General features: G+C 40.3%; 21 protein-coding genes and 1 pseudogene. 12 read left to right on the top strand and 10 right to left on the bottom strand.

Features of this window, described 5'->3' with window-relative positions:
- The first annotated feature begins 16 nt into the window (after positions 1 to 16).
- The 4 genes from porM to recA all read left to right on the top strand — a co-directional run bounded on the left by porM (position 17) and on the right by recA (position 4,180).
- A complete protein-coding gene (gene porM / locus COCH_RS04075; RefSeq protein ID WP_002674366.1) occupies positions 17 to 1,597 on the top strand; it encodes a type IX secretion system motor protein PorM/GldM in 1,581 nt (526 codons plus the stop codon).
- 13 nt (positions 1,598 to 1,610) lie between these two features.
- Positions 1,611 to 2,510, top strand: a complete 900-nt coding sequence (gene porN, locus COCH_RS04070) for a type IX secretion system ring subunit PorN/GldN (protein ID WP_009418520.1) — start codon at positions 1,611 to 1,613, stop codon at positions 2,508 to 2,510.
- A 105-nt stretch (positions 2,511 to 2,615) separates the two neighbouring features.
- The gene (locus tag COCH_RS04065; protein ID WP_002674362.1) at positions 2,616 to 2,942 is read left to right on the top strand and encodes a nucleotide pyrophosphohydrolase; all 327 of its coding nucleotides are present in this window, start codon (positions 2,616 to 2,618) and stop codon (positions 2,940 to 2,942) included.
- A gap of 68 nt (positions 2,943 to 3,010) precedes the next feature.
- The gene (gene recA / locus COCH_RS04060; protein WP_015782044.1) at positions 3,011 to 4,180 is read left to right on the top strand and encodes a recombinase RecA; all 1,170 of its coding nucleotides are present in this window, start codon (positions 3,011 to 3,013) and stop codon (positions 4,178 to 4,180) included.
- Between the two features lie 73 nt (positions 4,181 to 4,253).
- Here recA and COCH_RS04055 read toward each other — a convergent pair whose 3' ends face one another.
- The 9 genes and pseudogenes from COCH_RS04055 to COCH_RS12375 form a co-directional block, all read right to left on the bottom strand.
- Positions 4,254 to 4,919: a DUF4377 domain-containing protein gene (locus COCH_RS04055; RefSeq protein WP_015782043.1), complete on the bottom strand. Its 666-nt coding sequence runs from the start codon at positions 4,917 to 4,919 to the stop codon at positions 4,254 to 4,256.
- Positions 4,920 to 4,984: 65 nt separating this feature from the next.
- On the bottom strand, positions 4,985 to 5,479 hold the full coding sequence (locus tag COCH_RS04050; RefSeq protein WP_009418499.1) for a TlpA family protein disulfide reductase: 495 nt from the start codon (positions 5,477 to 5,479) through the stop codon (positions 4,985 to 4,987).
- 108 nt (positions 5,480 to 5,587) lie between these two features.
- Positions 5,588 to 6,487, bottom strand: a complete 900-nt coding sequence (gene cysD / locus COCH_RS04045) for a sulfate adenylyltransferase subunit CysD (RefSeq protein WP_002674358.1) — start codon at positions 6,485 to 6,487, stop codon at positions 5,588 to 5,590.
- A 5-nt stretch (positions 6,488 to 6,492) separates the two neighbouring features.
- Positions 6,493 to 6,726, bottom strand: a complete 234-nt coding sequence (locus COCH_RS11370; RefSeq protein ID WP_244834084.1) for a type II toxin-antitoxin system RelE/ParE family toxin — start codon at positions 6,724 to 6,726, stop codon at positions 6,493 to 6,495.
- Positions 6,727 to 6,789: 63 nt separating this feature from the next.
- Positions 6,790 to 7,026: a hypothetical protein gene (locus COCH_RS04040; protein WP_009420581.1), complete on the bottom strand. Its 237-nt coding sequence runs from the start codon at positions 7,024 to 7,026 to the stop codon at positions 6,790 to 6,792.
- Positions 7,027 to 7,031: 5 nt separating this feature from the next.
- Complete coding sequence (locus COCH_RS04035; protein ID WP_015782042.1) at positions 7,032 to 7,460, bottom strand: energy transducer TonB; 429 nt, start codon at positions 7,458 to 7,460, stop codon at positions 7,032 to 7,034.
- 784 nt (positions 7,461 to 8,244) lie between these two features.
- Positions 8,245 to 10,563: an outer membrane beta-barrel protein gene (locus COCH_RS04030; RefSeq protein WP_015782040.1), complete on the bottom strand. Its 2,319-nt coding sequence runs from the start codon at positions 10,561 to 10,563 to the stop codon at positions 8,245 to 8,247.
- A 322-nt stretch (positions 10,564 to 10,885) separates the two neighbouring features.
- Positions 10,886 to 11,836, bottom strand: coding sequence for a PhoH family protein (locus COCH_RS04025; protein ID WP_015782039.1), 951 nt, complete (start codon positions 11,834 to 11,836; stop codon positions 10,886 to 10,888).
- A gap of 149 nt (positions 11,837 to 11,985) precedes the next feature.
- Positions 11,986 to 12,145: pseudogene (locus COCH_RS12375) on the bottom strand (phosphinothricin acetyltransferase).
- Between the two features lie 571 nt (positions 12,146 to 12,716).
- Between COCH_RS12375 and COCH_RS04015 the strand changes: the two are divergent.
- From COCH_RS04015 to COCH_RS03980, 8 genes are all read left to right on the top strand, one after another.
- A complete protein-coding gene (locus COCH_RS04015; protein ID WP_015782037.1) occupies positions 12,717 to 13,835 on the top strand; it encodes a DUF4434 domain-containing protein in 1,119 nt (372 codons plus the stop codon).
- 21 nt (positions 13,836 to 13,856) lie between these two features.
- On the top strand, positions 13,857 to 14,279 hold the full coding sequence (gene rpiB / locus COCH_RS04010) for a ribose 5-phosphate isomerase B (protein WP_015782036.1): 423 nt from the start codon (positions 13,857 to 13,859) through the stop codon (positions 14,277 to 14,279).
- A gap of 168 nt (positions 14,280 to 14,447) precedes the next feature.
- The gene (locus COCH_RS04005) at positions 14,448 to 15,188 is read left to right on the top strand and encodes a tRNA threonylcarbamoyladenosine dehydratase (protein ID WP_015782035.1); all 741 of its coding nucleotides are present in this window, start codon (positions 14,448 to 14,450) and stop codon (positions 15,186 to 15,188) included.
- Between the two features lie 264 nt (positions 15,189 to 15,452).
- A complete protein-coding gene (locus COCH_RS04000; protein ID WP_002674144.1) occupies positions 15,453 to 15,746 on the top strand; it encodes a hypothetical protein in 294 nt (97 codons plus the stop codon).
- Between the two features lie 2 nt (positions 15,747 to 15,748).
- Positions 15,749 to 16,039 (top strand): cell division protein ZapA, encoded by a 291-nt coding sequence (locus COCH_RS03995; protein WP_009410520.1) that lies wholly within the window; start codon positions 15,749 to 15,751, stop codon positions 16,037 to 16,039.
- Positions 16,040 to 16,272: 233 nt separating this feature from the next.
- Positions 16,273 to 17,841 (top strand): ribonuclease Y, encoded by a 1,569-nt coding sequence (gene rny, locus COCH_RS03990; RefSeq protein WP_009422343.1) that lies wholly within the window; start codon positions 16,273 to 16,275, stop codon positions 17,839 to 17,841.
- Positions 17,842 to 17,847: 6 nt separating this feature from the next.
- Complete coding sequence (locus COCH_RS03985) at positions 17,848 to 18,378, top strand: mechanosensitive ion channel domain-containing protein (protein ID WP_009418516.1); 531 nt, start codon at positions 17,848 to 17,850, stop codon at positions 18,376 to 18,378.
- A 39-nt stretch (positions 18,379 to 18,417) separates the two neighbouring features.
- Positions 18,418 to 19,788 carry an SLC13 family permease gene (locus COCH_RS03980; protein ID WP_015782034.1) on the top strand — a complete coding sequence of 457 codons (1,371 nt, stop codon included), beginning with the start codon at positions 18,418 to 18,420 and terminating at the stop codon, positions 19,786 to 19,788.
- Between the two features lie 121 nt (positions 19,789 to 19,909).
- Here the strand turns inward: COCH_RS03980 and COCH_RS03975 are convergent, their stop codons facing one another.
- Positions 19,910 to 21,445 (bottom strand): RagB/SusD family nutrient uptake outer membrane protein, encoded by a 1,536-nt coding sequence (locus COCH_RS03975; RefSeq protein ID WP_015782033.1) that lies wholly within the window; start codon positions 21,443 to 21,445, stop codon positions 19,910 to 19,912.
- Positions 21,446 to 21,457 lie beyond the last annotated feature (12 nt).

Below are 21,457 nucleotides of genomic sequence, written 5' to 3'. Positions count from 1 at the left end.
ATTAAAAAAATAGCTTATGGCAGGTGGAAAATTAAGTCCAAGACAGAAGATGATTAACCTGATGTACTTAGTATTCCTTGCGATGATCGCATTGAATATGGGCAAGCAAGTACTAGATGCATTCGGGTTAGTGAATCAAAAGTTTGAATCATCAAACAAAAGAGCTAATGAAGGCACATCTAATGCTTTAGCCGAATTAGCAAATAAAGCAAATGAGAATCAAGCTCAATATGGTGAGATATATGAACAATCCAAACAAATAAAGGAACTATCAGATGGATTGTACAGCTATATCCAAGATATTAAAACCAAAGTAGAAGATGTAATTGGTCAAAAAGACATTCCTGTAAATCAAAGAAACTATCAGGCAATGGATCAGTCAGATTTTACTGATAATTATTTCTTTGCTGAGGGAGCACAAGCTAAAGCTCACGCAAGTGAATTCATTGAAAAAATGAAAACCTATCGCGAAGGAGTATTAAAAGTATTGGGAGATAATCCAGCTTATAAAGCTTTGGCCGATAAAGTAAGCGTAAACTTTAATACTGACGACGTAAAGAATAGAGAAGGCAGAACCGTAAAATGGTTAAATTTTAACTTTGAAGGGTTTCCTTACGTTGCAACTTTGGCAAAACTCTCAATGATGCAGTCAGACATCTTAACTACTCAACAAGAATTTTTCGATACTGCTTTGGCAGGTAGCTTGAAATCACAAGTTTCAATGACTAACTATACAACTTTACTTGAACAAGGTAAAGGAGCGTATTACCAAGGTGAGAAATTCGATGGTTCTATCGTATTGGGTAGAAAAGACGCTACTACACGTCCTAATGAAGTAGACATCGCTATCGACGGTAGAAAGTTAGGAACAAGTGAATACACTATTGAAGATGGTCGTGTGAAATTAAACATTTCAGCAGGTAATACAGGTGACCACAAAATTACAGGTAACTTGTACTTCGACCAAGACGGAAAACGTATTGCTGTTCCTGTAGCACAATCTTTCTCAGTGATTCCTAAACCAAACTCAGCAGTTATTTCAGCTGATAAGATGAACGTAGTGTATCGTGGTGTTGCTAACCCTATCACTATCTCTATGCCTGGTGTTCCTGATAACAAAATTTCAGCATCAGCACCTGGTTTATCTAAAGCGAGTGGTAGTGGTGCTTGGGTAATGCGTCCAGGACAAGGTAGAGAAGTTACTATTCACGTAACAGGTGAGCTTGCAGGACAAAAATTCAGCTCTTCTAAAATGTTCCGTATTAAAAATATCCCACGTGCTGTAACCAGCTTGGGCGGACAAATAGGAAACGCTAAATTACCAAAAGCAAACGTATCTGTAATGCCTGTGATGGCTGTTTTGGAAGACTTCGACTTCGACTTGAAACTACAAGTAAACGAATTTAAAGTGTTCATTCCAGGACAACCAAGTGTATACGTGAAAGGTAGTAGAATGAACGAACAAGCAAGAGCAGCTGTTCTAAGAGCTAAACGTGGTGATAAAATCCAGATATTTGACGTAAAAGCAAGTATCATCGGTAATTCTGACCTCAGATTACCTCCTGTATCACCAATCGTAGTTGAAATAACAAACTAAGACAAACATTATTATGCACGTAAAAAATATAATATTATTATTGCTTTCAGTATTTGCATTTCAGCTCTCCAAAGCTCAGGTAAACATTTTAAACGCAAAAGTAGCAAGCGATATAGGTGTTAAATCTGAAGCTCGAATAGAAGCTGATAATGACAAACCACTACCTTATGGCTATGTGGACGACCGCGATATCCTTTGGTCAGTAGAGGTGTGGGAAGTAATCGACCTCAACGAGAGAGCTAACTTTCCCCTCCTTTTCCCTACCGATACCTTGGAAATAGATGCTTATCGTCGCTCATTGTATGATGTACTTTTGAAGAACATCAAAAATGGTAAAATTCAAGATATCTATGTAGATTCTTATTTTACTCAAACAAAAACAGCTGAGTCAATAGAAGCATCACTATCAAAGGTAGATACTTTAGATGTAGGCTATGAGCAACTTAATGCAGGTGAAGCTCTTTCTCCTGAATATGTAACTCATAGAAACTTAGAGTCTGCAGATATCGCTCAGTACCACATTAGAGGTATTTGGTATTTCGACAAACGCCAAGGTGAATTAAAATATCGTTTGCTCGCGTTAGCTCCTGTAGCTCCCGACGTAAACTTTATAGATTCTGATGACTCTACTATGTCGGCATTAGTACCTCTATTCTGGGTATTCTATCCGCAAGTACGCGATATTTTGCACGAAGCGAAAACCTTTAATAGGAAGAATGATGCTCGCCCTGTATCTTTCGACCACGTTTTAAATGCACGAATGTTTAGTTCCGTGATATTTAAAGAAGCGAATGTATACGGCGACAGAAAAATCAAGGAATTCCTTCCTGATAATGCACTCTTCCAATTGTTAGAAGCTGACAAAATTAAAGAGAAAATTCGCGACAGAGAGCAAGATATGTGGACAAACTAATTTTAAATTCACAGAAATATTCTTTAAACTGCTTTGAAAGAGCGTTGCTATCAAAAGCAATGCTCTTTTAAAGCAGTTTTTTAATAGAAAATAAATTTGTAAACTATGGATATCAAAAATGCACAATTAGCAGTTGATAATTGGATAAAAGAACACGGGGTTCGCTATTTTAATGAACTTACCAATATGGCACAGCTCACTGAGGAAGTAGGAGAGGTTGCCCGTATTATAGCTCGCCGTTATGGAGAACAGTCCGAGAAAGAAAGTGATAAAAACAAAGATTTAGGCGAAGAACTCGCCGATGTAGTATTTGTAGTACTTTGCTTAGCCAATCAAACAGGGATTGACTTGCAAGAGGCTTTCGATAAGAAGATGCTAAAAAAAACACAACGTGACCACGACCGTCATCACAATAATGAAAAACTAAAATAATTACACTACATTATTGTATTTATCATTAGATTTTGTATCTTTGCCCTATTAAAACAACGTAGTATAAAATGGCTAAAACAACAAAAGATAACAAGGAAATGAGTGTAGAAGAGGCTAAAAAACAAGCTCTAAAACTCACCTTAGAAAAATTAGACAAAACCTATGGCAAAGGAACTGTACGTGCCTTAGGCGATAATCCTGTCGAAGACGTAGAAGTTTACTCTACGGGTTCTATCGGGCTCGATGCCGCTTTAGGCGTTGGAGGATATCCTAAAGGGCGCGTAATCGAAATTTATGGACCTGAATCTTCTGGTAAAACAACTCTTACACTGCACGCTATCGCCGAAGTACAAAAAGCTAAAGGAACAGCTGCTTTTATCGATGCTGAACACGCTTTCGACCCTGTTTACGCACAACGCTTAGGTGTAGATGTTAAAAATCTATTGATTACTCAGCCTGACAGTGGCGAACAAGCTCTTGAAATTGCCGATGCTCTTATTCGTTCCAATGCAGTAGACCTCGTAGTAATCGACTCGGTGGCAGCACTTACTCCCAAAGGTGAGATTGATGGCGAAATGGGAGACTCTAAAATGGGACTTCACGCCCGACTAATGTCTCAAGCTTTACGCAAAATCACCGGTAGTATTAGCAAAGCAAAATGTATTGTTATTTTCATCAATCAGTTGCGTGATAAAATAGGTATTACTTTTGGGAACCCCGAAACAACTACAGGGGGTAATGCACTTAAATTTTATGCTTCTGTGCGTATAGATATCCGTAAAGACGGAGGACCTCAAGGAAGCGCAGCTATTAAGGACAGCAATGGCGAAATCATCGGTAATAAAACCAAGGTGAAAATAGTTAAAAACAAAGTAGCATCGCCTTTTAAAACCGCTACTTTCGATATTATGTTTGGCTTAGGTATCTCTAAGTCTGCTGAACTTCTTGAGTTAGGCGTTGAGGCTGATATCGTAGATAAAAGCGGTGCTTTTTATAGCTATAAAGGCACCCGATTAGGTCAAGGACGTGACGCCTCTATTGCAATGCTTAACGACAATCCAGAAATAGCTGAACAAATAGAAGTAGAACTACGCGAATGGCTTAAACATAATGAACTCTCTTCTAATCCTAAAAAAGGTAAAAAGAGTACTAAGGCTAAAGATAAAAAGGTAGTAGAACCCGAGTATTCTGAAGAGGAATACGATGAAGCCGATACCTATGACGAAGAAGATGATTAGTTAAAACCAATATAATCAAGAAAGGCTGTGCAGAACGCTCTGCACAGCCTTTCTTTTTTAATAATTGAAACAACTATTTCTTTGCAAAAGTAAGGAGTACGCCTCCTTGTTTATCGGTAAGCAACAGTTGGTCTCCTTTTAGTTGGTATTGTCTTACCTTTTGCATAGCCATACCAAAAGCATCAGCAACCTCCATTTTTTCTACACAAAGCATTAGTGTAGAAGCTAAATCACCAAATACAAGTTCTTTATCGGTGAGGGTTTTAATACTTCCCATAAAGGTATTACAGCTGTCAGAGCCGTTCACCTTCATTTCACTGATATTGAGTTTTAATGTAGGCTGTGCCTCAGGAGTGATAACCATTTCTCCCATACTCACCAGTTTCCATTCGCCTTGCAAATCAAACCGAGAGTCTTTCACCTTTTCTATTTCGCGCACCAAAGTATAAGCAATATTTGGTGCACCGGCGGAGACGTCTTTCAGCGGTTTTTCGCTTACTTCTATCTTCTTAAAGTAGCCTTCTTCAAAGGTAAAACCTTCAATAGGAGCACAAAAAGCCTCCCATTGTGCTTTACTTAAATTATCGCCTTTGTACACTTGCAAGCATTGCATTTTGCCAGCTCCTGCACTGCTTTCTACCTGGGAGCTATTTACCCAATATACCGCTTGGGTACTGGTAGAGCAACTCCCCAATCCTATTGCTACGCTCAGTAGCATCATAAACTTGATTTTCTTCATTGCAAATATTTTATATATTTTTTTAACGTCAATTCGATATAACAAAAACGCCCGTCGCGTTGCGACTATTTGATGTATTTCTTCAGCGTTTTCATTAAATCATTAGCTCTTAGGTTATCTCCTTGCGACAATAAGTTTCCTTCCGGGTCTATGAGAAAAGGCGCAGGGATACTCGTTACCCCATATTTCTCAGCGGTTTTGCCATCGTTGTCCCACACATTATGCCACACCATTCCTTCTATTTTGATAGCGTCCTGCCAAGCGTCTTTATCCTTAGGTCTATCTATCGATACTGATAGAATTACAAAATTCTTCCCTTTGAACTCTTTATACGCTTGTTTGAGGTATTTGTTTTCCTTCTTGCAAGGCATACACCACGAAGCCCAAAAGTCTACCAGCACATATTTACCACGTAACGAAGATAACGCTAACTTTTCACCATTAGGCTGTGGTAAGTTAATTTCAGGTACAAGGTTATGGCGTTGCAACGCTTGTGCAAAGGATTCCGCAGTTGCCAAAAAGAAAAGTGCTAAGGCTGTAAATAAAAATCTTTTTCTCATTCGTAATCTTGTTTTTTAGTTATTGTCTTTGCTCATACAAAAACCTGACCAAAGTCGTAGCACGACAAGCAATTCTTCATATCAGAATTAACCACTAACTACTAATCATTAAAAATATCCTCCTTTTTTACGGTCTTCCATTGCTGCTTCCGTTACTTTGTCGTCTATGCGGGTCTCACCGCGCTCCGAAATACGCGAGGCAGTAATCTCATTCACCACCTCTTCAAGAGTCGCTGCATTGCTCTCTACGGCAGCAGTACAGGTCATATCACCTACCGTGCGATAGCGCACACGCTTGTTTAGGATAGTATCGTTTTCATCTATCTGGATAAAAGGCGACACCGCAATAAGTCTACCTTCGTACTCAATCACCTCGCGATTGTGCGCAAAATAGATAGAAGGAAGTGCTATTTTCTCTTGCTGAATATAATTCCATACGTCTAATTCCGTCCAGTTCGAGATAGGAAACACCCGCACGTTTTCGCCTTTCTGTATCCGACCGTTGTAGATGTTCCACAGCTCCGGACGTTGCAACTTAGGGTCCCACTGACCAAATTCGTCTCTTACTGAAAAGAAGCGCTCTTTGGCACGTGCTTTCTCTTCATCTCTACGCGCCCCTCCTATGCAGGCGTCGAAGTGAAACTCCTCAATAGTGTCCAATAAAGTGTGTGTTTGCAACCAGTTACGAGAAGCAAACTTACCTTTGGGCTCAGTGAGTCCTTTCGCTTTAATGGTGTCTTCTACTTGTCGCACAATCAGTTCCGCACCTATGCGTTTAGCAAGGGCATCGCGATATTCAAGAGCTTCGGGGAAGTTATGACCCGTGTCGATATGTACCAAAGGGAAAGGAATCTTCATAGGAGCAAAGGCTTTCATTGCCAAGTGCACCAAGGTAATAGAGTCCTTACCACCACTAAAAAGCAAGGCAGGACGCTCAAACTGCGCTGCTACTTCCCGCATTATGTAAATACTTTCAGCTTCTAATTGTTTTAAATGTTCTTTATTCACGATTGTTATTCTTTGTATCTTACTTTTCTGCTTGTATGCAGAATATTTATCACTGTTATTGTTGTTGTTTTTCTTTTAGGCGTAACTTTTATCACATAATAAATCCCATAAGGGAATACTTTGGTAAAACACACTCTGATTTCCCTATATCTTTTAGTAAACATATAAGGATAATCTTTTATGTATTCAAAACATTTATCTATCTCTTGGAAGAAGCGGTTAGCTAATTTTTCATCAATATCAGTATAATAATCAATATCTTTGATAGGTTTTTTTCAGCTCTTTTTCCTACTCTAAATGTGTCAGAAGCCATATTTCTGTTTGAATTTTAGTTTTAAAACCTCCCAGTCTTCTGCTTCACCAGTTTCTTCAAATTCTTTTAAGCTTTCATCTAAAATCTCTTTATGCCATTCTGGAATCTCTTGAGTATTACTTAAATCAGCCTTCTCAAAACGCCATTCATTATAGGTTTCCATAGGGATAACAGCTAAAATGTCATTCCCTTCAGAATCTTTTATGTATTGTGCAGTTGTGTTCATAATTACTAATCTTTTAATCTGAAATTAATAGGATACTTATAATAGCAATCCACAGCCTCCCCTTTGATATTCTTAGCTGGATACATAGGCGGAAAGTTCTTAAACAAGTCTATTGCTGCCTTTTCCAATATAGGGTCGCCTCCTTCAGCTCCTTTAATTTTTAGAACCCCTTGCTTATTAATCACTATATCAAGCACCACTTGCCCTTGTACGCCCCATTTCAGAGCTTTCTCAGGATATTCGAAGTGCATTACTACCCAATAGTCCAAACATTCTTTCACCGTCCTATCTACCATTTTTCTTGCTGAGGTATCAAATATACTACAATAAGGAAGCTTTACGGGTATTAATAAAGCGTCTTCTTTTTCTTGTGCTTGTACACTCAAACAACCTATTAACAAGGATAGTACGGTGAGTAAATATATTGTTTTCATCAGTCTCGCTCATTTTGTTCCACATAGTCATCAACAGGTAATCAGAGACATCGCTTGTGCTCCCACTCCTCAAGAAAATGCTAATAATAGTAACGTTAGCAAAAATAGTATTATGATAACTAACGTAACTTAGAAAGTACAAAGGTAGTACATTTTTTTTGATTTCAAAAATATACTACCTTTTAACAATTGTTTTCTGCTCTTTTCTCCTTTTCCCGTCGCTACATTCCCCCTTTTCCGTCACTACATTCCCCCTTTGAAGGGGGCTAGGGGGATGTTATCCCTTTAAAGGAAATCCACATCGTCACTCTTCATTCTTCATTCGTCATTTCTTCCCCTTTCCGTCGCTACATTCCCCCTATTGCCTATGGACTAAGGCCTATCACCTATTCCTCTTTCTTTCGCCTCGAAACCCCGTTTTTACCATTTTTAACCCTGTTGTATTGTACTATGAGTCAATCACTTATATACCCTTTCTATACCAATCGTCCAAGATTCGTATAAGCTTCCTATAAGCTCTCTATAAGCTAACCCCACCCTTCTTATACCCTTTTTTCATCAAAAAACCTACTTCCCCTCTTCCGAACTTCTCCGATATCTTCCGAATTCTCCTAACAGTCCCAACTATCGCTTTTTCATCTCAAACTTTGCCCAAGTTTCAAACTTGGGCAAAGTTGAATAAACTAACAATCCTCATTTTCCCATTTCCTAATTCTCTCATTTTCCCATTTTCTAATTCTCTCATTTCCTCATTTTCCCATTTCCTCATTCTCTAATTTCCTCATTACAAGCGGTTCTTCTCTTCTTCTCCCGCACCTTGTCCTTTATACTTGCTTTGGGTGGTGTTGAAATTGTAGTTCAGTCCTACTTTAAAACTTATATTGCTGTAATTCTCAGCAGTACTATTGCTAATGTACGGATTTTGTACGCGTGTGTGCTCATTGAGACCGTTATAAGGGTCGGAAATTACGGTATACACCGTAAGCGATTGGTGGAAGAACATACGGGCAACCCCTACGACTATTCCGCTCATATCCTTGTAGGCGTAGACTTCTCGGTTTGAACCTTTGTTCATATAAATAAACATCGCCAAGATTAACCAGTTTTCAGTAGGAGTAATTTGGTTCATCATTTCTACCATAAACCTACCTTCATTGGTGTAAAACACATTGTTAGCAAAAGGTTTTTTATAAGTGAGCGTAAGTTTAGGCATCCATTTACCTATTTGGGTTTGCGCATTGAGCACACATTTCAGCTCGCTAAAATCATCGTAATTGCGAAGGGTTTTCTCAACGGCATCGGGATTGATGCTTGAGAGTTGGTAATCGGAATAAATACCCTTGTGAATATTAGAATAACTTACCGAAGCCGAAATAGGACCATAAGTAGCCAAGGCATTCCATTCATCAGTAAGCTGAGGCACAATATATGGGTTTCCACGATTGTACAAGAAAGGAGAACTATAAGTGTTGTAATCGCTGAGCTCATAAAAAGCCGGACGTTTAATTTTGCGTGCATAACTAAAGGTCAGTTGAGTTTTATCCCAAGGGAATGCGATAGAAATATTGGGTAACCAATCGCGGTAGGTCTTGCTTTTTACGGGGCTCTTTTGTCTGTTTTCGTAATAACCAAAGTCGGCGTACTCGTAACGCGTACCGAGTTTCAAATTCACCTTTTTGATAGGGTAAGAGAAACTCACAAAACCAGCCGAACGCGTTTCGGTATTCTTAATATCCGAAGCCGAAAGCACATTATCGGTATAGTCCTCAGTGCGATGCAGGTCGCTTGCTTCTACGCCATAGTTTATAGCGCCCTTGCCAAGGGTTTGCAAGAAAGTAGTTTTGAGTCCCCACCAATCGGAAGCAGCATCGGAATGGGTGTGCACGTTACGAGAGGTAGCACTTAGGAGGTTGCGCTCCACAATATCGGAAGTGTTATCGGAACGCTGACCGATATAATCTACATCAGTTTGCAGTTTCAGTTTGTCGGTAAGTTTACCTTCGTAATAAGCATTAATGCTTAACTTTTTATCTTGGCTAAAGCGGTCGTATTCATTGAGCCCTTTGGCAGTAAGGACGTTATTTTTGAAGGTAGCAGTCTCTTGGGTGCTAAACCTGTGTCCCACCCAAGGTTCTATACTCCCTCTCACACTTGCGCCTATGGAATGTTTGTCCGAAATCTCGTGAGCTACCCCTATTTTAGCATTTATTCCTTTGGCATTACTCCTATTAGTTTCGTCGCTCGTTACGCGCCAATCATTACTTTGGGTATGTACTTGCAAATCCTGATAGAGGTCGGCATTTTTCTTGTTGAAGTTGTTGAAGTTGCCTATAGTAGTAAACCAGTCGGTTTTGCCTTTGCGATAGTTGAGACTAAGCCAAGTAGTTATTAAGGCTCCTTTTTTTAACACATAATTTTCATTTTCAACCGACCCGCTGAGTCCATCGCCTTGTTTCTTTTTCAGTTTGATATAAATTACCGCACCCACCGTATTGTCGTGTTCCGCACCAGGTTGGGTTTCCAGCTCTATGCTCTCAATATCTTTGGGCGATAACTGATTCACCTCATCTAAATTGCGCACCCTGCGGTTATCGATGTAGAAGATAGGATTGCCTTTGCCAAACACCTCATAACCTCCACCGGTGTAGGAAGTGCTCACCCCAGGCAAGAAGTTGATAAGCATTTCGGCTTTGGGTAGGTTCTGCAAGGTCGATTGCGCCACATTGGTACTGATGCGCGTACCCTTTTGTTCTAATATCGGGCGATGAGCTGTTACCACTACTTCGCCCAACTGATTGGTAGCAGGGGTCAAAACAATGGTGCCCAAGTTGCTCCCCGAGGGGGTAAATACCTCCGTTTGATATTCCAAATGCGTAATTTTGATAACCACCTTTTTACCCTCAGCGGCATTGGGTAGTTCAAAAACTCCTCGCTCATTGCTTATTGCCCCTTTTACGAGAGTAGAGTCGGGGAGAGTCATTAGGAGCACATTGGCAGCACTCACTGGTTTTTTTTCAGTATTCAACAAGGTTCCTTTAAAAGAAGATTGTGCAAAGCCATTTGCCGTTACTGCTAATAGCAGTGATAGAATAATCTTTTTCATTGTTTATATGGTTTATGGTTATTAAATGTAAACTAATTAATTTCACGGCGCAAAGATATAACAGATAAAAGTATTATGCAATACAAAGTACCATAAAAATAGCTTTATTATGTCATTATTTTTTCATTACGCTGATTATCAATTATCTTTTCTTGATTATTTTTTAAAGAAGAGCGCTAATATCTTTCACTTTCTACTCTATAAACGAAGAATTTTCAGAAAGGTTGGAATAAGAAGTAAAAAACTTTGTCAAAGGTCGTAGCACGACAAGCTACTTCAAACACCAAAGTATATACTGTAAAAATTGCTTGTCGTGCTACGACTATTCATTGTTCTCAATCGTCTTATAAGCCTCTATAATACTGCGTACCAGTGGGTGACGCACAACATCTCTGTCGTCTAAGTGAAGGAAGGCGATACCCCGTACTTTTTGAAGGATAAGCATTGCTTCTTTAAGTCCAGAAGATACTTTGCGGGGGAGATCTATTTGTCCAGGGTCGCCGGTAATCATAAACTTGGCATTGCGCCCCATACGGGTGAGGAACATTTTCATCTGGGCGTGGGTGGTGTTCTGTGCCTCGTCGAGAATTACAAAAGCGTTGTCTAAGGTGCGTCCGCGCATAAAGGCAAGAGGCGCAATCTCTATGATTCCTGCCTCAATAAAAGCGTTGAGTTTTTCGTGCGGAATCATATCGCGCAAGGCATCATATAGGGGTTGCATATAGGGGTCGAGTTTCTCTTTGAGGTCTCCAGGAAGAAAGCCGAGATTCTCGCCTGCTTCCACTGCCGGACGAGTGAGGATAATCCTACGCACTTGTTTTTCTTTAAGAGCTTTTACGGCTAAGGCAACGCCCACATAGGTCTTACCCGTACCGGCAGGTCCTACGGCAAATACCATATCGTTTTGGTGCATCAGCTCTACTAATTTTACCTGATTTGGGGTTTGCGGACGTATGATTTTGCCATTCACGCCGTGCACAATGATGTCCTCTTCGCGCACTTTTTCGCTCTTCTCAGTACTAGTAGCCGAAAAAATACTATCGATAGTGCGCTCGTCTAAGCGATTGTATTTCGCGCAATAGGCGATAAGCTTTTCCATTTGTTTCTGAAAATCTTTTAGCAAATGTTCTTCGCCAAAGACAATAAGTTTAGACCCCCGTGCTACGATTTTCAGTTTCGGGAAAAGCGTTTTGATGTATTTTATATTATTTTCGTCTTCGCCACAAAACACTTGGGCGCTCACGTCAGTAAGTTCTAAGGTTAATTCGTTCACTTTATTTAGTTATCAGTTAAGAGGTATGAGTTAAAAGTTTTGGCAAAGATATGAAAAAATTGTCAATTAGCCAATTTGTTAATAAGCAAATCACTCGTTAGATAAGTCCGCCCCCTCTGCCCTGTCCAACAGCCTCTCTCACTAATTTTCTAATCTATTAATTTTTCACTTCCCCTTTCCGTCGCTACATTCCCCTTTGAATGGAAGTCCGCGAGAGCGGAGTATGTGAATAGGAGGAGGTTTGTCATCTTTTCCAGCTTGTCCCCCTTCGGGGGTTCGGGGGCTTACCGAATAAACGATTCGCCACATTTTTCCCCTTTGAAGGTAGCCAGCGACAGCTGGGTATGTGCCCCGCGAGAGCGGAGTATGTGATAAGGGGGAGGTTTCTTTCGCTTCCCCGTCACTACATTCTCCCTTTTCCGTCATACTTCCCCCTAGTGCCTATGGCCTAAGGCCTAGTGCCTATTCCTCTTTCTTTCGCCTCGAAACCCTCTTTTTCCCATTTTTAGCGTTGTTGTATTGTATTATGAATCAATTATTTATATACCCTTTCTATAACAATCGTCCAAGATTCGTATAAGCTTCCTATAAGCTCTCTATAAGCTCTCTATAAGCTAAGCCCACCCATCTTACAGCTTTTTTTCACCAAAAGACCCCTTAGTCTCCTTCCGAACTTTTCCGTTTCCTTCCGAATACTCCAACCCTCCACATTTGCTAATTTTCAAATTTGCTAATCTGCTAATTTCACCTCGCCTATCGTACTATGGCCGTCTGTGCGGCTCGCACCCCATTTACTAATTTCCTCATTTCCTAATTCTCTAATTTTCCAATTTTCTCATTTCCTAATTACTTCTTACCTTTGCAAAAAATATTAAATAAGATGAAAAAATTAATTTTATTTCTCACCATTTTAGGCGCTTTGCTATCAGTCTCTTGTAGCAAAAGCAACTCCGATGAACCAACCCCCAACCCTAACAACCCTATTGTTCCCACTCCACAACCCAACCCTAACCCGCAGCCCAATCCACAACCTAATCCGCCTACCCCTTCCCCTTCCGATAAAAAGATACTTACAGGTACCTTCATACAGCTCTTTAACAAAGGCGATTGGAGTGAAGCTCAATGGGACAATTTTTTAGCCGAAATCAAAGACTTGGGTATGAACACCCTCATCGTGCAATACATAGGATATATAAATCCTTCTAATAACCTCACTTGGTTCGATTCAAACAATAACTTTACTACCACCAAAATTAAACCTACCCTACAACGAATCCTCGCCTCAGCTCAGCGTAAAGGCATAGAAGTACACATAGGCTTGCTCTTTGATGAAAGTTATTGGCAACATCAAACCGATGCGTCGTGGCTACAAACTCAAGCCAATTATTGTATTGCTATTGCCGAAGATATCCAACGCCAGTTTGGTACTCACCCAGCCTTCAAAGGGTGGTATATCCCACACGAACCCGAGCCTTATGCTTATAATACCGATGATAAGATAGCTCTTTTCAGAGAGAAATTTATAGACCGCATCTCTAATCGTTTGCACCAGCTGAATAACAAACCCGTTTCAATTGCTGCCTTTTGGAATAGTGCACTTTCGTCTCCCGAACAGTTGCAACACTTTATGGCTGAACTCGCTAAGAGTAATTTAGAAATCATTATGTTACAAGATGGGGTAGGGGCACAACACGTAACCCTCAACCGCCTTGCTGAGTACTACCAAGCGGCTGAGCGCGGACTATTTCAGGAAAACAAAAACTATAAAGGCGTATTTTGGTCAGACCTCGAAACTTTTGCCTCTCCTAATGGTCAGGTACCTTTTCATCCCGCCTCTTTCGATAGAGTCAAACAACAACTCACTACCGCTTTCTCCATTCCCAAAGTAACCAAAGTAGTATCTTTTGCATATTTTGACGATATGTACACCCAAAGCCCCAATAAAGCCCAAGCCGATGCTCTACGCGAAGCCTACAAACAATATATAAAAAACAAATAACAATAAAAATAACTATAAAAAATGAAAATAGCCATAGGAAATGACCACGCAGGAGTCGATTATAAAAAAGCTATTGTAGCTTTTCTGGAAAGTAAAGGAATAGAAGTACTCAACTGCGGTACCGATACTTCTGAAAGTGTAGACTACCCCGATTTTGGTCACGCCGTAGCCAAAGCCTTAGAAGAAAACAAAGCCGACCTTGGTATTGTGATTTGCGGTAGTGGTAACGGCATTGCAATGAGTGCCAATAAGCACCCTCACATCCGCTGTGCAGTCTGCTGGACAAAAGAGCTCTCTGCTCTTGCCCGTGCCCATAACAATGCCAATGTGCTAAGCATTCCCGCCCGCTTTACCGCCATTGAGCAAGCCGTAGATATAGCCAATACCTTTCTCAACACCCCTTTTGAAGGCGGTCGCCACGAAAGAAGAGTAAAGAAGATTTAAATCGCATTTGCGTCGCTACACTTTGCCAAAGGTGCGGCTCGCTCCTTTGGCAAAGTTTACAACGTATAAAAGATTTCTCCTTAAAAACAGAAGCGTAGCTCTCAAATTTAAAAAGAAGCATTACGCAATCCGTCCTATCCGCATAATTTGCGGGAGACCAAAAATAATATGAATAATCATTGGTTAGAACGTACAGAGCTTTTAATTAAACAACAAGGTATTACCACTTTGCAAAATGCCCATATTCTCATTGCAGGTTTAGGGGGCGTAGGCTCTTATGCTGCCGAATTTGTAACTCGTGCAGGCGTAGGAGCTCTCACTATTGTCGATGCTGATACTGTTTCGCTCTCTAATATCAACCGCCAGTTGCCCGCCCTTCATTCTACGATAGGGCAAGCCAAAACCGAAGTGATGAGAGCACGTCTTTTGGATATCAACCCCGAGCTGAAACTCACCGTCATTCACGAATTCCTGACCCCTGAGCGCGCTTGGGAAATCGTAACGCCCGACTTCGATTATGTCATCGACTGTATCGATAGTATTACCCCTAAGCTGAACCTTATTCTTGCAGCTAAACGCAAACACGTAAAGCTCGTGAGTTGTATGGGCGCGGGAGGTGCTACCGATGTTTCCCAAATAAAAGTAACCGACCTGATGAAAACGTATAACTGTCCGTTGGCAAAGTTTATTCGCAAACGACTTAAAAACGAGCGTATTCACTCAGGTATAAAAGCCGTATTCTCTTCCGAAATAGTTTCCAAGGACTCTATGCAACGCACCGAAGGTCTTGACTATAAAAAGTCTTTTTATGGTACCATTAGCTTTATGCCAGCCGCTTTTGGGTTATACGCTGCTGCTACTGCGGTAAATTACCTATTAGCAAAACAACAAAATAAAGAAGGGCTTTAATTTAATATCAGTTCGTTATAACATAACACTGATTATTACTCTCTTTTGTTAAAACTAAGCAAAGAAAATCATCAACTTATAATACAATCAAGTGATTTTTATTTATAACAACGCTGAGGTATGACTTTCTTTAAAACTTAAAAGTCCTTTTTTATGTTGATTATGAAAATCTTACATTTCTCAGTTTCATTTATTTTCTAAAAAAATTGCTTTTTTTAAAAAGAAAGCGTATTTTTGCCCCAAATATACAAAGTTCGCTGTTTGATGAGTGATTTAAAAAAGTTGGTAGCGTTATTAGAAGAGAAAGCCATTGTCTTACAGAGCAAATTCAATAGTCTTAGGGAAGAAAATGGCAAGCTAAAACAAACCATTGAAGAACTTCGCAGTGAGAAACAGTCGCTTGAAAGCACTATCACTACACTGAAAGAGAAAAACGAAACACTCGCCATAGCCAACCGTATATTAGGCAGTAAAGATAATAAAAGAGAAACCAAATTGAAGCTCAATACGCTCATTCGCGAAATCGATGCGTGTATCACTCAGCTCACTAAACAATAGCAATGGAACAGGACGGATTGAGAATTAAACTTTCGGTAGCCGATAGGTTATACCCTTTAACCATTGCTCCACAACAGGAAGAGGGTTTTAGAAAAGCCGCTAAAAAGATAAACGATATGATTCAAGATTTTGAAACCGTTTATGAACTGCGCGATAAACAAGATGGCTTAGCAATGTGCGCTATCGCTTTGGCAAGAGAAATAGAACAAGCCAAACTCAACGAAACGCACGAAGATGAATCCCTCAAAGAAACCTTAGCACAGGTGTACAACGCCTTAAACCAAATAGGTTAAAACACGTTCCTTTACATAGAAAACTTACTGCCTATATTGATTGTCCTTTCGGTAAACTCAACATTAACATTTCACAAAAGGGAGAGTTACAGCGGCTAAAGCGTGCCGGTCTTCAGTTGCCGGATACTTGCCCCACTGAGTATCCCTAAACCTGTTTTTCAGAGTTTTACGTGAAACATATTAATCAATATAGGCATTTTTTATATCAATATTTTATTTTTTAAACAACAAAGATGGATAGTACAGTTATTATAAGTATTGCAGTTTTTATCATTGCCCTTTTCATAGGGTTCGCTATCGCCAAATCGCTGGAAAAGAAGAACGCCTCTAAAATCATTCTCAACGCTAAGAATGAAGCCGACGTTCTTCTGAAAAACGCTAAAGCCGAAGCTGAAAATATCAAAAAAGACAAGATATTCCAAGCAAAAGAGAAGTTCCTTGAACTAAAAGCTGAACACGAAAAAACAATCACTGCCAAAGATAAAAAAATGGCAGAGGCTGAGAAGCGTATACGCGATAAAGAGTCACAAGTGTCCAATGAATTGGCACAAAATAAGCGCCTAAAAGATGAGTTGGAAAAGAAAACAGAAGAAGCCGACTTTCGCTTGCAGACACTCGATAAAAAACAAGAAGAAATAGACCGCCTACACAAAAGTCAGGTACAACAATTAGAGGTTATTTCAGGCTTGTCTGCCGAAGAAGCTAAGAAACTACTCACCGATTCATTGCGCAGTGAAGCCCAAGCCGACGCGATGGCTTATATCCAAAATACCATTGAAGAAGCCAAGCTCACTGCTCACCAAGAAGCCCGCAAAATCATCATTAATACCATTCAGCGTATAGGCACTGAGGAAGCAGTAGACAATTGCGTATCGGTATTCAATCTCGAGTCTGACGAGGTGAAAGGTCGTATCATCGGTCGTGAAGGGCGCAATATCCGTGCCCTCGAAGCAGCTACTGGGGTCGAAATCATTGTAGACGATACCCCCGAAGCGATTATTCTCTCTTGCTTCGACTCGGTACGTCGCGAAATCGCACGCCTTTCTTTGCACAAGCTCGTAACCGACGGGCGTATTCACCCTGCACGCATTGAAGAAGTGGTTGAAAAAACTACCAAACAAATAGAAGAAGAAATCGTTGAAATAGGTAAACGCACCGTAATTGACCTCGGTATCCACGGATTGCACCCCGAGTTAGTAAAATGTGTAGGACGTATGAAATACCGTTCGTCATATGGGCAGAACCTCTTGCAACACTCTCGCGAAGTAGCCAAGCTCTGCGGAGTAATGGCAGCTGAGTTAGGCTTGAACCCTAAACTTGCCAAACGTGCCGGACTTTTACACGACATCGGTAAAGTACCGCAGATAGAAAGTGAGACTCCTCACGCTCTCCTCGGTATGGAATGGGCAGAGAAATACGGCGAAAAACCCGAAGTGTGCAATGCTATCGGGGCACACCACGACGAGATTGAGATGACCTCCTTGCTTTCGCCTATCGTACAAGTATGCGATGCTATTAGTGGAGCTCGTCCAGGAGCACGTCGTCAAGTACTCGATTCGTATATACAACGTCTCAAAGACCTCGAAGATGCTGCTTTCACTTTCCAAGGCGTGAAGAAAGCCTATGCAATCCAAGCAGGTCGTGAGTTACGTGTAATCGTAGAAAGCGAAAGAGTAACCGACGATAAAGCCGCAGAACTTTCATTCAACTTATCGCAAAAAATCCAAACCGATATGACCTACCCAGGTCAAGTGAAAGTAACGGTAATACGTGAAACTCGTGCTGTGAATATCGCGAAGTAAAGTTATATGAACTATATACAAGACTACCTATATCAAATTATTGCTACTGCCATTACATTGGTGGTCTTTATTGCTTTGCGTTACTTGGTGAACTCCATCATCAATAAGTTCGGAAAAAAAGCGGAGTTCGTAGAGAGTCGTACTCATTTAGTAAAGAAGTATATAGACTATTTTATTTATGCGCTAGCTATCCTTACCATTGTCTCTATTTGGGGAATAAAAACCGAACAGCTATTCCTTTTTGTTACTTCGATACTTACCGTAATAGGGGTAGCATTTTTTGCCCAATGGTCGATTTTGAGCAATATTACAGCGGGGATTATCGTGTTTTTCTCTTCTCCGTTTAGAATAGGTGATACGATTAAGATTTTAGATAAAGATTATCCTATCGAGGCTAAAATAATCGATATAAAATCTTTCTATACTCTTTTGAAAACAACAGAAGGCGAACAGATAAGTTTGCCGAATAATCTTTTGCTCCAAAAAGGGATTGTAATTGTTTCGGAAAAGAAATATGCGGTGAAGATAAAACCGTAAATTGCTTACGTGCTTTGCTAATAACAAAAACCCTAATATATGCTGACCAATTACATCAAACGTTCCGTGATTATAGCCATCGCATTGGCGGTAGGCTTTTTGCTCTATGGGTTGCTTCCTTATGAAGAGCCTACTAATAAAGGCTTGGCACTCCTTGCCTTTGTAGCTATCTTGTGGCTTACCGAAGCCATACACATTACCGTTACAGCACTCTTAGTTCCTGTATTGGCAATACTCTTGGGCTTAGAGAGTACCAAAAGTGCCCTACAAGCTTTTGCAAACCCTACAATCTTCCTATTCTTTGGAGGTTTCGCTATTGCTACTGCCCTGAGCGTACAAAAGCTTGACAAGTACATCGCTCATAAGGTGATTGCTATAGCCAGAGGCAATTTCCTGTTAGCGGTATTCTTCCTCTTTTTGGCTACTGCTTTGCTCTCTATGGGTATCAGCAATACAGCTACTGCCGCAATGATTATTCCTTTGGCAATTGGCTTGCTCAAAAACATCGACTACGAAAGTAATAAAGGTACGTATGCTTTTGTGATACTCGGGGTTGCTTATAGTGCGAGCATAGGAGGTATGGGTACCTTGGTGGGTAGCCCACCGAATGCCATTGTCGCCTCTCAACTGAATATCACATTCTCAGAATGGTTGCGCTATGGTATGCCTACAGTCTTAGGTTTAATGCCTTTGATGATTGGTACGTTGTACGTAGTGTTCCGTCCGAAACTAAACATTAAAATCACCTCTACTGAAGGTGTAGTAGATAAGCTCAACGGCAAGCAGTATCTTACCATTCTCATCTTCCTTATCACAGCCCTTTGCTGGATATTTAGCGACCTGATTAACGAAACACTCACATCTTTTATAGGCATCGAGAAAATCAAAGACTTTGATGCAGTGGTAGCAATGATTGCTGCCGTGTTCGTATGTTTCTTTGGTGTGGCCGAATGGAAACAAATACAAGAAAACACCGATTGGGGTGTGCTAATGCTCTTCGGAGGTGGACTCTCACTAAGCGTTATCCTTACACAATCGGGGGCAAGTAAGGCATTGGTAGACTCTGTGCAGTTCCTCATCGCTGATAGCAACTATTTTGTAATAGGACTTATGGTAGCTACCTTCATCATTTTCCTAACTGAATTTACCAGTAATACCGCCAGCGCAGCTCTCTTAGTACCTATCTTCATTTCGGTAGCCGAAAACTTAGGAGTTAATCCTTTGGGTCTTTCACTTATTATAGGTATAGGAGCCTCTTGTGCCTTTATGTTACCTGTGGCTACGCCTCCTAATGCCATAGCTTACGGCACGGGCAAGGTAAGTCAACGCGATATGATAAAAGCAGGTTTTGTATTGAATATTCTTTGTATTATCTTTATATCAGTAGTAGCCTACTACTTTTGGAGATAATAGTTAAGATTAATGATAATAAAAAAGCGGTCTACTAAGACCGCTTTTTTATTTCAAATATATTTAAAATCTTATTGTATTAGCAATTAATCATTAAATACTAATAAAATTAATCATTGTTTTACCAACCTGGGTTTTGTTGCCAGTTGGCTCTACCTTGTTCATAGAGAATATCACTTGGAGAAAGAGGCCAAACCATTTTATAATTCCCTGCAGGGATATTAAGCTGATAATACTGGTCAGCAGGATCTGATACAATAGCACTGAGGTTCTGAGGGGTACCACGTACTACGCCCAAATTCCAACGCTTGATATCTGCCATACGGAAGCCCTCAAAAGCGAGTTCGCGGTTGCGTTCGTTTTGAATCTCTGCCCAAAGGTCGGTATAGGTTACACTACCAATACCACGAGCGGTGCGCAATCTGTCTAAGTAGGTTTTAGCATTAGTTTGATCGCCGTTTTTATAAGCGGCTTCGGCTGCTATTAAGTATATCTCAGCAATACGAAATACCTTAGGACGATGCATATAAGTAGGGGAGATACCTGATGTTTGTTTTAGAAGAGGATTGTCAGGGTATTTATTTACCAAATACAAATCGGTGAAAGTAGCACTACCATAATTAGCAAAAAGTTTTTTGATGTAAATAGACTTACGATAATCGCTGTTATTATACAAATCTACGAAATCTTGAGTAGGTATTGCTTTTGGCAAATACCTTATTTCATACCTACGCAATCTATTGTTCCACTCTCTTTGGTAGCCCAAATAAATATCATTGGCTGATGGTAACTCTGCTGTATTACCTACATCGTATTTAGCATAAAGCTGTACAATACTTTCTGCAGTATCATCATCTTTCCATACCTTTTCTAAATCACTACTACTACTCACTAAGCTATAACGACTACCTATAATTGAAGTAGCTGTGGCATAAGCCTCTGCCCACTTGCCTCTATAAAGCAATACACGTGCCTTGAGTGCTGCAACTGCATCTTTGGTAAACTTCTCTGACCCTAAAGCACCTGTTACATCACTAAGGCGAGTTTCGGCTTGTGCTATATCGGCCAAAATAAAGTCGTAAGTCTGTCCTACTGTACTTCTGTTAGGAAAATTGTTGATAGTAGGCCCGCTTAACAAAGGCAATCCATAAGCAGAAGCCTCGTCGGTAGGGCAATAATGCGTAAGCAGATAGGTGTAGTAATAAGCACGTGCCAAATACAATTCGCCCATATTGTGCTTTATTTGTGCCGAATCGGTGCGGTAATTTTCTTGGGGAATAGTAATAGTAGGAATCCCCTCTAAACCTATATTTATATTTTGTATTGCCCCAAAATAGCGTTGCCAAATAGTTGCTGTAGCTGCATTATTGACAGTAAACAACGTCCAGTTTTGAAAGTTTGTAATCGTTTCGTTAGTACCGTCTCTTAAGGCCATATTCAGGAAATCAGCTTGCAAGTCGGTAGCATACATAGCACTTCCGTATATGTTTGTACGCAACTTACCATACATACCATTCACCCAAAATTGAGCATCTTGTACGGTTTTAAAAGAGTTAGCTTGGCTCAAATCTTCATAAGGTTGTTGGTCGAGGTTGAAACAGCCGGTAAAGAACAGAGGAGCTACTACTAAAATTATTATTTTATAAATCTTTTTCATTGTTTTACATTT

The organism is Capnocytophaga ochracea DSM 7271, from assembly GCF_000023285.1.
In the GTDB taxonomy this organism is placed as follows: domain Bacteria; phylum Bacteroidota; class Bacteroidia; order Flavobacteriales; family Flavobacteriaceae; genus Capnocytophaga; species Capnocytophaga ochracea.
The sequence above is the reverse complement of the archived record's forward strand: the minus strand, read 5'-3'. Positions and strand labels throughout refer to the sequence as shown.